13 protein-coding genes are annotated in these 13,508 nt (G+C 55.2%); 2 read left to right on the plus strand and 11 right to left on the minus strand.

Annotated features, from left to right (window positions below; translation table 11 throughout):
• Positions 1-4: 4 nt before the first annotated feature.
• Entirely contained in the window at positions 5-814 is an 810-nt protein-coding gene (gene mutM / locus NP77_RS13765) for a bifunctional DNA-formamidopyrimidine glycosylase/DNA-(apurinic or apyrimidinic site) lyase (protein ID WP_003851319.1), read from the plus strand.
• Here the strand turns inward: mutM and coaD are convergent.
• From coaD to rfaD, 11 genes are all read right to left on the minus strand, one after another.
• Complete coding sequence (gene coaD / locus NP77_RS13770; RefSeq protein ID WP_003851317.1) at positions 811-1,290, minus strand: pantetheine-phosphate adenylyltransferase; 480 nt, start codon at positions 1,288-1,290, stop codon at positions 811-813. The genes mutM and coaD overlap by 4 nt on opposite strands.
• Entirely contained in the window at positions 1,287-2,063 is a 777-nt protein-coding gene (locus NP77_RS13775) for a glycosyltransferase family 2 protein (RefSeq protein ID WP_003851315.1), read from the minus strand. Before NP77_RS13775 ends, coaD begins: the two co-directional genes overlap by 4 nt.
• On the minus strand, positions 2,063-3,337 hold the full coding sequence (gene waaA, locus NP77_RS13780; RefSeq protein ID WP_003851314.1) for a lipid IV(A) 3-deoxy-D-manno-octulosonic acid transferase: 1,275 nt from the start codon (positions 3,335-3,337) through the stop codon (positions 2,063-2,065). Before waaA ends, NP77_RS13775 begins: the two co-directional genes overlap by 1 nt.
• 91 nt (positions 3,338-3,428) lie before the next feature.
• Positions 3,429-4,562: a glycosyltransferase family 4 protein gene (locus NP77_RS13785; RefSeq protein ID WP_039660571.1), complete on the minus strand. Its 1,134-nt coding sequence runs from the start codon at positions 4,560-4,562 to the stop codon at positions 3,429-3,431.
• Complete coding sequence (rfaQ, locus tag NP77_RS13790) at positions 4,555-5,631, minus strand: putative lipopolysaccharide heptosyltransferase III (protein WP_003851311.1); 1,077 nt, start codon at positions 5,629-5,631, stop codon at positions 4,555-4,557. Before rfaQ ends, NP77_RS13785 begins: the two co-directional genes overlap by 8 nt.
• 73 nt (positions 5,632-5,704) lie before the next feature.
• Positions 5,705-6,751: a glycosyltransferase gene (locus NP77_RS13795; protein WP_039660573.1), complete on the minus strand. Its 1,047-nt coding sequence runs from the start codon at positions 6,749-6,751 to the stop codon at positions 5,705-5,707.
• Positions 6,752-7,015: 264 nt separating this feature from the next.
• Positions 7,016-8,020, minus strand: a complete 1,005-nt coding sequence (locus NP77_RS13800) for a glycosyltransferase family 8 protein (protein ID WP_008926950.1) — start codon at positions 8,018-8,020, stop codon at positions 7,016-7,018.
• Positions 8,021-8,029: 9 nt separating this feature from the next.
• Positions 8,030-9,106 carry a glycosyltransferase family 9 protein gene (locus NP77_RS13805; RefSeq protein WP_039660574.1) on the minus strand — a complete coding sequence of 359 codons (1,077 nt, stop codon included), beginning with the start codon at positions 9,104-9,106 and terminating at the stop codon, positions 8,030-8,032.
• Entirely contained in the window at positions 9,103-10,080 is a 978-nt protein-coding gene (gene rfaC, locus NP77_RS13810; RefSeq protein WP_003851302.1) for a lipopolysaccharide heptosyltransferase RfaC, read from the minus strand. The genes NP77_RS13805 and rfaC overlap by 4 nt, the downstream gene beginning before the upstream one ends.
• Positions 10,068-11,123, minus strand: coding sequence for an ADP-heptose--LPS heptosyltransferase RfaF (rfaF, locus tag NP77_RS13815; protein WP_003851300.1), 1,056 nt, complete (start codon positions 11,121-11,123; stop codon positions 10,068-10,070). The genes rfaC and rfaF overlap by 13 nt, the downstream gene beginning before the upstream one ends.
• Before the next feature lie 17 nt (positions 11,124-11,140).
• Positions 11,141-12,073 (minus strand): ADP-glyceromanno-heptose 6-epimerase, encoded by a 933-nt coding sequence (rfaD, locus tag NP77_RS13820; protein WP_010258257.1) that lies wholly within the window; start codon positions 12,071-12,073, stop codon positions 11,141-11,143.
• A 230-nt stretch (positions 12,074-12,303) separates the two neighbouring features.
• Between rfaD and NP77_RS13825 the strand changes: the two genes are divergently transcribed.
• Positions 12,304-13,500: a glycine C-acetyltransferase gene (locus NP77_RS13825; protein ID WP_039660606.1), complete on the plus strand. Its 1,197-nt coding sequence runs from the start codon at positions 12,304-12,306 to the stop codon at positions 13,498-13,500.
• Positions 13,501-13,508 lie beyond the last annotated feature (8 nt).

The following is a 13,508-nucleotide window of genomic DNA, read 5'->3' on the forward strand; positions in this document are numbered from 1 at the left end:
GGCTATGCCAGAGTTGCCAGAGGTTGAAACCAGCCGCCGCGGTATCGAACCGCATTTGGTCGGTGAAACCATCCTTCACGCCGTGGTGCGTAATTCACGTTTGCGCTGGCCCGTTTCGCAGGAGATCCTGGCGCTGAGCGATCAGCCGGTTCTCAGCGTGCAGCGCCGGGCGAAATATCTGCTGCTGGAGCTGCCGCATGGCTGGATTATTATCCACCTTGGCATGTCCGGCAGTCTGCGCGTGCTGTCAGAAGAGTTGCCAGCAGCGAAGCATGATCATGTTGATTTAGTGATGAGCAACGGCAAAGTGCTGCGCTACACCGACCCGCGCCGCTTTGGTGCCTGGCTCTGGAGCAGCGATCTGGCGGGCAGTAGTGTGCTGGCCCATCTCGGGCCGGAGCCACTCAGCGAGCAGTTTGATGGGGCTTACCTGTTTGATAAGTCACGCGGCAAGCGGACGCTCATTAAGCAATGGCTGATGGATAACAAAGTGGTGGTGGGCGTGGGCAACATTTATGCCAGTGAGTCACTGTTTACCGCCGGGATCGTTCCCGATCGTGCTGCCGGAAGCCTGTCTCAGGCCGAATCAGAACTGCTGGTGAATACCATCAAAGCGGTGCTGCTTCGTTCGATTGAGCAGGGCGGAACCACGCTGCGTGACTTCTTACAGACAGACGGTAAGCCGGGCTACTTTGCACAGCAGTTGCAGGTCTATGGCCGCGCGGGTGAACCCTGTCGGGCATGCGGTACGCCGATTGTCAGCGGCAGGCATGGGCAACGCAGCACTTACTGGTGCCCGAACTGTCAGCATTAAGCCAGTTTAGCCAGCAATGCCTGATGCACTGGCGCGGGCAGGAAGGCGCTGACATCGCCTTTGTGACGCGCTACCTCTTTGACCAGTGAAGATGAGATAAACGAGAAGCCTTCAGACGGCATGAGGAAAACGCTCTCCAGTGTTGGCAGCAGGTGACGATTCATCTGCGCCAGCTGCATTTCATATTCAAAATCTGACACCGCTCGCAATCCACGAACCAGCACGTTCGCCTGCTGGTCACGGGCGAAATTCGCCATCAGGTCGCTGAACCCGACCACCTCAACGTTAGGCAGATGGGCCACCACTTCACCGGCCAGCGCCACGCGTTCATCCAGACTAAACATCGGTTTTTTGCTGGGGCTAGCGGCAACAGCCAGAATAACCTCGTCAAACATCTGTGCTGCCCGCGTCACGATGTCGACATGGCCAAGCGTCACAGGATCAAATGTACCGGGATAGATGGCTTTCGTGGTCATACTCGCCCTTTTGCCGAAGCGTGATTCAGCGCCCAGAGGGCTGAATATTTATTGAAGGTATATTGCGCGTTGACCACCGCCAGAATCCAGCCCTGCCTGCCGTCGAGAAAACCGGCACGCAGCAGCAGCGTTTTTACAAATGCGCCCAGCGTGTGGCTGAATACAGAAAAGAGGCCGCAACGCTTACCGCGCTGATGGCGTTCTGTGGCCCAGGCTTCAGCATAGGCCAGTTGCTTGCGCTGAAAGGCGATTAAATCGCGGCAGGTCAGATGTTCCAGATCGCCAGGCAATGCCACTACCGGCGCGCCGTCACTCTGCAGGGATTCATGCACCAGATTGTCATTGTAGCGGAAGGTGCGGGGATAGAGGCGCATCACGCGATCGGGATACCAGCCACTGTGGCGCATAAAGCGACCGAGAAACAGGTTGCTGCGGCCCAGGCTATAAACCGTGCGGCTGGGTGGGGCAACCAGCACCTGCTCAATTGCAGCACGCAGTTCGGGTGAAACGCGCTCATCTGCATCGATCATCAAAATCATGTCGCCGGTAGCATAGCCCTGCGCGCGCTGGCGCTGGATACCATAACCCTGCCAGTCATCATTCTGATAGACCTGCGCACCGGCCTGGGTGGCGATGTTGACGGTGTCATCCCTGCTGCCAGAGTCCAGCACGATAATTTCATCGGCCCAGCTGACCGAGGCCAGGCAATCAGGCAGCAGTTCCGCTTCATTTTTGGCGATCATCACTACGGAAAGACGTTGGCGTACTGACATTAGTGAGTCCGGGGTGGCAGATGCGGTTCGAGTAACTGTAGCAAACGCTGGAGCGCACCCTGATTCTGGTGCAACACGTCTACCGCATGGCGTCCGTAATAACGGCGGTAATCATCATCCTGCAAAAGATTAGTGACTTCTTTTTCCAGCGAAATCACGTCGGTGACCGTAATCAATCCCTGGCCTTCCTGCAGCTTGCTGCAGATATCTTTGAAGTTCCAGATATGGGGCCCCATCAGAACCGGAAGTGCATGGGCAGCAGGTTCGAGCGGATTGTGTCCGCCCCGTTCAACCAGGCTGCCACCGACCAGAGCCAGATCGGCAATGCCGTAGAGCAGCATCAGTTCGCCCATGGAGTCGCCGATGACCACCTGCGTTGAGCCGGAAGGGATCTCGCCGCTGCTGCGCAGGATAAAACTAAAGCCGCGTTCCTGCGTCAGTTCGCGGGCATCGTTGAAGCGCTCGGGATGGCGGGGAACCAGAATCAGCAGCAGATCCGGAAAGGTCTGCAGCAGGCGGCGATGAGCATCCAGCACAATGGCCTCTTCGCCTTCGTGTGTGCTGGTGGCTATCCACACCGGTCTGCGCGGCGCCCACTGACGACGAAGCGTCACCGCTCTGGCGGCCAGTTCTGGCGTGACGGAAATATCAAACTTCAGGCTGCCGGTAATGGCCAGTTGTGAACGTTTCAGGCCCAGGCTCAGGAAGCGGTCGCCATCTTCAGTGTTCTGCGCGGCGATTAGCGTAATGCTCTGCAACAGGCGTCGCATAAACTTACCCAGCTTGCGGTAGCCTTTGGCGGATCGGGCCGAGAGGCGGGCATTGGCGATCACCAGCGGAATATTACGCTGGTGCAGAATGCGGATAATGTTCGGCCATAGCTCGGTTTCCATGATGATCACCAGCCGTGGATTGACCGTATCAAGAAAACGATTAATTGAACCCGGCAGATCATAAGGCAGATAGACGTGATGTACATCTTTACCGAAAGCAGATTGCGCTCGTTCAGAGCCGGTCGGCGTCATCGTGGTAACGGTAATCGGCAGAGTCGGGTAACGATGACGAAGTGCGCGCACCAGCGGGATCGCGGCAAGGGTTTCCCCCACAGAGACCGAGTGCAGCACAATGCCGTCAGGCTTCACTTTGCCGACACAATAGCCATAGCGTTCTGCCCAACGTTTGCGATAGGCAGGCGCTTTACGACCGCGCAGCCACAGGCGCAGCCAAATGAGTGGCTGAATTAAGTAGAGCAAGGCGGTGTAAATGGTCGTCATAGTTACCGTTACAGCAGGTTCGCGTCTAAAACAGATTAAAATCAGATGACGGCATGTTATCAGAAACCCCGCATGCACTCATCCCACATTGTCAGTTGCTACCCAGTACCTGCTGATAAAGCGAAGTCAGTGACTGCGCCAGTCGTTGTGGGCCATAAGGTTCAATTTTACGCCGTGCTGCCTCACCCATTCGTGAATCCAGGGAAAGTGGCGGTATTGTATTAACAGCCTGATTTAACCCCTTGATATCCAATGCATCGCAGACGAAGCCTTCCTGACCAGCGGTAATAAATTCTGCGCCACCACAGCCGGTGCTGGTAATCACGGGCAAGCCGCAGGCCATCGCCTCGAGCACCACATTCGGGAACGGGTCGTAGAGCGTAGGCAGCAGAAGGCCATCCGCCGCGTGATAATAGGGTTGTACATCCTGCTGTACGCCGACAAAGCGCAGTCGGTCCAGACAGTTAAGCTGATTTGCCAACTGCTGATAACGTTGCAGCTGCTTATCCTGACCCACCACAATCAGATAGCGATCGCTGGCGGCCAGCGCCTGTATGGCCGCTTTCAGCCCTTTACGCTCAAAGCCGGAGCCGACATAAATCAGTACGGTAGCGGCATCGGGCAGCCCCAGTTGCTGACGGGTCGCGCGACGAGCTATTTCCGTGGCGGGCTGGAAACGGCTGGCGTCGATAGCGTTATGAATAACGTGGATTTTTCCGGCGTCGAGCGGGAAACAGCGCAGAATATCGCGCTTTACCATTTCTGAATTACAGATCACCGCTTTTAGCGTCGGAGAGGTAAACATTTCGGCTTCCGCCTGCAGCACATAGCGATGATAGGGACTAAGCGTTGCGCTCAGCCGTTGCCATGATGAGACGATGCGGGCGCGCTGTTCCAGCCAGACGCGATGCACACCATCACCCGCGCGGAAAATGTCACAGCCTGCGATACGTTCATGGCTTTGCACAATATCGAACTTTTCCCGCTCCCAGCAGGCGCGGGCTGCACGGGCAAAACCGCGCTCACGGGATACCCGTCCCAGCTTTGAAGGATTACAGATATGCAGATGCCAGTCAGGATTGGGCGTGCCTTGCCAGCTGCGGGTAATGATATTGAGATCGAGCTGTTCGCTGCCCAGCGCTTCCAGCGCGCGTGAGATAAAGCGCTCAGCACCGCCATCCGGGCGATATTTCTGCCGGACAATCGCCAGCCGTAACTTACTCATTCAGGTAGCTCCTCGCTGCCGCGACCACATCCTTTACCGGAATGGCCGAGAGATAACGCTTGTCAGTTTTGGTGTCGATAGAATCGGGCGAGGGCAGCGGGCCATAATCGCCCGCCCAGATAACATGATTGTTGTCGCCCCATGGCCGCCAGTGCTGCAGCTTGGTCGGACCAAACAGCGCAATACAGGGGGTTTCAAGTGCAGCAGCCATGTGCATCGGTGCGGAGTCGACACCAATAAACAGCCGGGCGTGATCGATTAGCGCCGCCAGTTGCGGCAGCGTGAACTGACCCGCCAGCGAAACCACATCCTGCGATACACAGAGCGCCCTGATACGGTTAATCATCGCCAGCTCCTGCTTATCCGGCCCGGCGGTAAGCACCACTTTGCGGCCCGGCTGCGCCAGTTGATCAAGCGTGGCGGCAACGCTCTCCTCTTCCCAGCATTTAAAGCCCCAGCGTGAGGTCGGCTGCACCACAATATAGGGTGCGGTGACATGATGTTCCGCCAGTCTGGCCTGCACAATTTGCTGGTCAGCGTCGCTGTAGTGCATTGAGACGCGTGCGTGATCACTGCTAATGCCGAGAGGTGCCAGTGCAGACATATTCTGCTCAACGGTATGCAGTTTGCTGTGATTATGTGTCGGGACCAGCCGGTTATGACACCATCGCCACAGCACGTTATCACGTTTTTTATAGGCGAAACCGATGCGAACGGGTGCCGCAGAGAGCCGCGTCATCTGAGCAGCGCGCCACTGATCGGCCAGATTTATCACCAGATCATAATGAGCGGCACGCACGGCGCGAATTAATGCACGCTCATGGCCCAGCTTACGCCAGGTGCCCTCCTGCTTCCATTTGCGATCGATGACGTGCAAATGGCGGATAGCCGGATGCGCTTCCAGCATCGGACGCGTCTCTTTATAGAGCAACACGTCAATGCTGGCCTGCGGATAACGCTCATGAAGCGCATTGATGACGGGCGTTGTGAGCAGCATGTCACCATGATGGCGCAGCTTAATCAGTAATATATTTTTTGGAGAGAAGTTTGCTGGAATCAGGCTGGCCATAAACAAGAGTTCTCAGAATTCAGTGAGCCGATTGTAGGGCAAACCCTTTTTAGGATAAAGCCAGCCTCAAAGGTTATTTATTACGCCAGCGATAGAGTCGTGCCAGCCATAACAGCAACTGATACCACTGCTTAATGCCTCTGGCATTTCGTAACATGCGCAGGTGTGTCCGGGTTGTGAACAGGTCGGCAATGATCGCCTGGCGTGCGCGGGGGTCAGGCTCGCGTCTTACACTGTGACAAACGCTGAGCGCTTCATGGGTCACCTGATAGTGAAATGACGGGTAGATTTTCACGCGGTCACGATAACGATGGTTAAGCTCTTCCAGCAGGCGCGCAATCTTCAGGTAGTGACGCTGATATTCAACGTTGCGCTCGCCAGTGCGTTTGCGATTGCTGATGGAGGCGTCATGCATATAGTAGCGATAGAGTACGGCTTCGGTATACCGCACGCGTTTTGCCAGCAACATAAACTCGGTGGTCCAGGGAATATCCTGATGATGCAAACCCGGTTCGAACTGCAACTGATGCTGCTCAATCAGTTCCCGGCGATAGATCCCCAGCCAGACCACATGCATATACCGATGGGTTTTCAGCGCGGTATTGAGCCAGTCGGCCCCACTCAGCACCGGTGTGCTGCGCAAACGATCCAGCGGAATCAGCGGTTTTACTCGATGGCTATGTTTGAAAAACCACTCGGCGTTGCACTGTGCCGCATCCAGATCATCCGCTTCCGCCAGCGTCACCAGCGTCTGATACATATCGGGCTGCATGGTGTCATCCGCATCAGGAAAAGTGACATATTTCCCGCGGGCTATCGCCAGCCCGGCGTTGCGGGCACGCGATACACCGCCATTTTCCTGATGAATCACACGAATATGAGCATGCTGCTGTGCATACTGGTCGGCACGCTCGCCAGAGCCATCGGTGGAACCGTCATCGACAATTATGATTTCCAGCGCAGTCAGCGTCTGCGCCAGTAGCGCCTGCATGAACTCATCAAACATGCTGCCCGCGTTATACATCGGGGTAATGATACTCAGCAGAGGAGACGTACTCATGACAATATCTGCACCGGCGTTGTATTCACTGCGAAAGGGCGTTGCCTCGTCATAAATCATTTCCAAATCAGCAGAATGAAATCAGGGAATGCATGATTATAAAACGGTGTGGCTTCCCTGCTTTACTAAAAACCACGCCCGACAATAATAATGCGCGATATGCGCTTTTTTTACGCAATGAGACCTTAAAGGTATACAGATTATTATGCCGGTGTTCATTTGACTTTTTATAAATGGTCGTGGCAAACAGCAGGTGGGATAAATGACGGGAAAGTCAGGCGCTGAAATAACAGCGCCCGAATCAATCTGATAAACCTGAGTGCGCTACTGTTCGCTCTGCTTAAAGAACTTGAGACTGACATACTTCATCATCCAGCTGATGCTTTCAGCATACTGTTTCTGATGCCACTTAATGCGGGCGAATCGCTTCATCTCTTTGTAATGTTTTGGCGTATCAAGCGGTTGTACAGCCCAGGGTGAGCGCTGGTAATAGCCGTGGTAGCGCCGGGCAAGGTCGCTGCCTGCCCAGGCATGCCAGGGTTTGCATTTACCGGTGTAGTGAATCATTACCGTGTCAGTGGGCACAGTAGAGTGGTCCCAGACTTTATTGGCGATGATGTCGTAAATCTGATTATAGCGGTCCGGCAGGATCAGAATTTCATCCTCCAGCACGATATTCAGTGCATCCTGATCGGGAAAACCAAACTCTGCGCCCCGTTTTACCAGCACGTCGGTAATACGCGCGGTGGTCTGCCTTTCGAGCCAGCGGGGAATATTGATCAGCATGAAGCCGGAGTTGAAATAGTGATGATGCTTCAGGCCGAGCTTTGCGCACTGATTCTGTCGCGCTCGCGGCGTGTCGTTACAGGCCGCCAGCGTGTAATCCGTGAGATCCAGGGTGAACAGGGGAGAGTAATCGCCCACCACCAGGGTATCTGCATCAATATAGATCACCCGATCGCTGTAGCTCGCCACGGTTTCAGGGATCAGGAAACGGTAGTGGATGCTTTTAGGGTAGCGTCCGACTGCGGGCAACTGATCAACCCAGTCACTATTAAAGATATGTAGCGTGATGGACAGACGATGGCCTGAGGCCAGCGAACGCAGTTTTTCCACATCCTCGTCGCGTAGTGAGTCTGAAAAAATATGGGCGTGGAAAGCCGTATCGGGATGATGGCTGAGAAGTGAAAACAACGTAATGCCCAGGCCGCGCGCGTAGGCATGGTTAATGCCAAACGCAACGTGAACCGGATTGTCATCCGTGTCAGCAAGCGTGTTAACCAGCAGCTGACTTTGCTGAACGGCATCAGCAAGAGGGGTAATTGCCATTACGCTTCACTATTCCAGATTATGAGTAATAAACGTTTGTATTCTAGTCAGTTTATCATCATCCAGCCCGAATAATTTTTCAGCCGGCTGATCAAACTTAAAACGTGTGGAAAAAACGAACGTTGATGCAGCAATATTATCCGGTCCGATGAACAACACGTTATTGACCGGACGCTGTTCCCTGACTTCACACGGTCCGTAAAGCATGATCACCGGGATCTGCTGCGCATCCGCAATATAGGCATTGCCAGAGTCAGAGCAGATGTAGAAATCCATTTGAGAAATGGCCCAGGGAACCTCTTCCAGCTTTAGCTCACCAATCAGACTGACAATATTCTCTTTTGGGCCGGTCAGGCTCAGTAACTCATCCAGCCATGGCTGCTCGGCTGGCGGGCCAAACACATAAAAGGTGCAGGGCAGGTCAGACAGCGACGTCATCAGCTGCTGCCAGATGCTGGCAGGAATCGTCTTGGCCTTGTTACCGGCAGAAATACTGATGCCTATTTTAATGCCGCTGCGTGGATTCAGCAGCGCAGCGGGCGGCGCAGGCGGCTGCCAGAGTGGCGAGGTCGCATGTTTGGGAAAATCGGTATAGCGATAGTCGCGGTTAATCAGCTTCAGGTAACTATCGAGCGTTAAATCTGTCTTCGCGTGGTCGACAATGCCGCTGGCGCTGCGATAGAAGGTTTTATGGTAGGACTTACGCACATAGGTGCGCAGAAACTGCTTGTTCGGTGCGTTGCATAACGCGGCAAAGAACAGGTTTACGCTATTTGGCTGCACCAGATAAACGCTGTCATAGCGGTTCATCAGGGTGAACGCGAGCTTCAGTTTGGCAAAAAAGCTGCGTTTTGCGTCTTCAATCAGAAAATAGCGGCTGACTGTGTCATCGTGACGCGCCAGCGGCTCCACCGCTTTGCTGATCAACAGCTCAGACTGACCCAGCGCGCGCAGCATCGGGGTGATATTGATAAAATCACCGATCTTCGCCGTCTGGATGATTAAGCTGCGACCCGTTGGCCGGTAGAACAGCCGCATAATCGCCCGGAAAGGCAGCAGCAGCAGGTAGATCAACACATAGTTCATGGCGTGTTTTCCGTAATAACGGCCTGCAGTTTTTCTGCCACCGAGTCAGCGGTCAGCTCCGCCAGACGATGATTCGGGGCGCTCAGAGCCTGTTGGTTCTGCCCGTAACCGCCAATCAGGCCGGGATCGGTCGGGCCATACAGCGTCAGATTGGGACGATCCAGTGCCGCCGTCAGATGGCTCAATCCGGTATCTACCGAGACCACCGCCCGCGCGCCTGCCAGCTGCTGGGCTATCGCGTCCAGCGTCAGCTTAGGCAGCACATCGACATGTCCGAATCCTTCTGCAAGCCGCAGTGCACGTTGATGCTCATGCTCAGCACCCCAGGGCAGTTTCACCCGCAGACCGCTCGGCTGCATCAGTTCAATCAGCTGTCGCCAGTGTGATTCCGGCCAGTGCTTGTTGTCACGGGTTGTAGCATGCAGAAAGACCAGGTAATGCTGTGCGTCAGCGGGCAGATGATGCAGGAAGTGCCCGGCAATTGCGTAGTCACCCTGGTGTTGCGGCTTTTCATAGCCCAGGCTTTTGGCGAAGAGTTCGCGCGTTCGCTCAACCGCGTGCTGCCGTTTACTCACCTCATGGCGGACGTCATACCACCAGCTGGCAAACGGCTCACGCGCGCTGCGGCTGTCCTGTCCATGCTTCACCCCTTTCGATAAACGGGTGACCAGTGCGGCACTCTTGATCAGCCCCTGCGCATCAATCACGACATCATACTCACGTGACTGTAACTCGCGCTTAAACTGCACGCGCTCTTCACGCTGCTGACTGCCAAACCAGTGTTTGCGCCAGCGGCGAATCGCGACCGGTAACACCTTATCGACGGCGGGATGCCAGCCAGGGATCTGCGCAAAATTCTCTTCCACCACCCAGTCGAAACGGATGCCGGGAATAGCATGCATTGCATCGGTCAGAGCAGGGAGCGAATGCAGAACATCGCCCATGGAAGAGGTTTTAACAATCAGGACGTGCATGGCACCTCCTGTGGCACGAGCAGTTCGCTCAGCGTCTGATGTACGCGCTCAGGCTGGATATCGATCAGGCTCTGGTGATAACCCTGTTCGGCATCGCCTTTGCGCACTTTGTGATAGCCAGTAATCAGGCGAATAATGCGCGCCTGACGTGCCAGCGGCGGCGTGAAGTCAGGGCTGCTGGGGCCATAGAGCGCGACGAGTGGACGATCCAGCGCCGCGGCAATATGCATCAGTCCGGAGTCGTTGCTGACCACAGCACGGCATTGCGCCAGCAGAATGACCGCCTGTTCCAGCTGGGTTTCGCCTGCCAGATTACGGCAATGGCCGCGCGCCGCTTCAGGCAGCGCAGCGATAATCTCTTCACCTGTCGGGCGATCTTTAGCAGAGCCGAACAGCACGATCTGGAAGCCGTCAGCAATCAACTGGCTCGCCAGCGTGGCGTAATGATAGTGTGGCCAGCGTTTGGCCGGACCAAATTCAGCGCCCGGACAAAAACCGATAATCGGACGGGTCGCCGCAAGCTGAAACTGTGCAGCCGTTTCAATCTTTTCCTGCTCTTCAACCTGCAATTTCGGCCATAACAGCGGCTGTGGCAGTTGCGCCGCCGAGGCAACAGGCGTGTCGTAGCCCAGCGCAACGTAGCGCTCAACCATCAGCGGAAAGGCGGCTTTATCCAGCACCCGCAAATCGTTCAGCAGGCCATAACGCATTTCACCGCGCCAGCCGACGCGGCGTTTTATTCCGGCGAAGAAGGGGACCAGCGCCGACTTAAAGGAGTTAGGCAGCACATAAGCACGGTCGTAGTGACTGGCGCGCAGCACTTTTCCCAGACGGCGACGCTCACCAATTTCCAGTGCGCCATGCCCTAGCGGCATCGCCAGCGCCTGATTCACCTCCGGCATGCGTGAAAGCAACGGACGGCACCACGCAGGTGCCATCACGTCGATCACTGCATCCGGATGTTCGGCCTTGAGTGTGCGATAGAGACTTTGCGACATCATCATATCGCCGACCCATGACGGGCCGATTACCAGAATTTTCATCGCCGGAGCAGCTTCCTTTATGCGTTGCGGTTCAGCCAGACCATATAGTCAGCAACGCCCTGGGCCACTGTTTTAAATGGCTTGTCGTAACCCGCGGCGCGTAGCTTAGTGAGATCGGCCTGGGTATAAGCCTGATAACGTCCTTTGAGTTTTTCCGGGAACGGAATGTACTCAATCTGGCCTTTCTGATGGAATTTAAGGACCGCATCAGCCACTTCCTGGAAGGATTCGGCGCGGCCTGTGCCACAGTTGTAAATTCCGGAGACGCCATTTTCCCAGCACCACAGGTTCACTTCCGCCACATCATCAACGTGAATGAAGTCACGTTTAAAGCCGTCACTGCCTTCAAACAGTTTTGGATTTTCATCGTTGCTGATCTGCGTGTTCAGATGGAAAGCCACACTTGCCATGCTGCCTTTATGGCCTTCACGCGGTCCGTAGACGTTGAAATAGCGGAAGCCGCACACCGGCGAATTCGCTTCCGGCAGCATCTGGCGGACATAGTGGTCGAACAGCATTTTGGAGTAGCCATAGACATTCAGTGGCTGCTCATACTGGCGCTCTTCAATGAAATTCTCGTTGCGTCCGCCGTAGGTCGCAGCAGAAGAGGCGTAGAGGAACGGGATCTCGCGCTCAAGACAGAAGTGAAGCAACTCTTTGGAGTACTGATAGTTGTTTTCCATCATGTACTTGCCATCCCACTCAGTGGTGGAGGAGCAGGCACCCTGATGGAATACCGCTTCGATCGGGCCTAAATCATCGCCCGCCATTACGCTCATCAGGAACTCTTCTTTGTCCATGTAATCGACGATATCCAGGTCGACTAAATTGGCAAACTTGGTGCCATCCTTCAGATTATCCACCACCAGAATGTCGGTGTGACCGCGATCGTTCAGCGCTTTGACGATGTTGCTGCCAATCATTCCTGCGCCGCCAGTTACGATAATCATGTTGTTACCTTCAACGTTGTGGGGTGAAACAGGAGGTTTCACACACGAATACCTCACATCATAACATTTCATCAGGGTGCAGACAGCCAGATGACTCTGTAACGCTTTGTGTGTACATCCGCGCGGCGTGAACTATGCTGCAAAAATGACATTCTGTTGGGCGATTTATCGTGAAGAAGCGGCCTGTTCAGTAAGATATGCCAGATTTTTGCCATCTGAGGAGAGCAATGATGCCTGCGCAATTTTATCAACAACTTCGTCAGCAACTTGATGATGCACGTCAGGAAGGACTGTTTAAACAGGAGCGGATCATCAGCTCTGCCCAGCAGACGGAGATCGCAGTGGGCAGCGATCCGGCAGTGATTAACTTCTGCGCCAATAACTATTTAGGTCTGGCGAACCATCCGGCGCTGATTCAGGCGGCGAAAGCGGGGATGGATTCGCATGGTTTTGGCATGGCGTCGGTGCGCTTTATCTGCGGCACCCAGGATAGTCATAAGCAGCTGGAAAAGCGGCTGGCAGATTTTCTGGGCATGGAGGATGCCATTCTTTACTCCTCCTGTTTCGATGCCAACGGTGGCCTGTTTGAAACCCTGCTTGATGCCCAGGATGCAATAATTTCCGACGCGTTGAATCACGCCTCCATTATTGATGGCGTCCGGCTGTGCAAAGCGCAGCGATATCGCTATGCCAATAATGACATGGTGCAGTTGCGCGCCTGTCTGCAGGAAGCGCGCGATAAAGGTGCCCGTCATATTTTGATCGCAACTGATGGCGTCTTCTCTATGGATGGGGTGATTGCGAATTTGCCCGCCATCTGCGATCTGGCAGATGAGTTCTCCGCGCTGGTGATGGTGGATGACTCCCATGCGGTGGGCTTTGTCGGGAATGCCGGACGCGGAACCCATGAATATTGCGACGTCATGGGTCGGGTCGACATCATTACCGGCACGCTGGGTAAAGCGCTGGGCGGCGCGTCCGGAGGCTACACTGCAGCAAAAGCTGAAGTAGTGGAGTGGCTGCGTCAGCGCTCCCGTCCTTATCTGTTCTCCAACTCACTTGCCCCGGCTATTGTAGCTGCCTCGCTGCGGGTGCTGGATCTGCTCAGCGAAGGCGATGGGCTGCGTCAGCGTCTGTGGGATAACGCCCGTTACTTCCGGGAGCAGATGACGGCCGCGGGCTTTACGCTGGCCGGTGCCGACCACGCCATTATTCCGGTGATGCTGGGAGAAGCCAGCGTCGCCCAGCAGTTTGCCCACCTGCTGCAGCAGGAAGGTATCTACGTGACCGGTTTCTTCTATCCGGTGGTGCCAAAAGGTCAGGCACGCATTCGCACCCAAATCTCTGCGGCGCACACCCAGCAACAACTGGAGCGTGCGGTGGCGGCCTTTACCCGCATCGGCAAACAACTGGGCGTCATCGCCTGAGGAGTCCG

Source organism: Pantoea sp. MBLJ3, assembly GCF_000816655.1.
Taxonomy (GTDB): Bacteria; Pseudomonadota; Gammaproteobacteria; order Enterobacterales; family Enterobacteriaceae; genus Pantoea; species Pantoea eucalypti.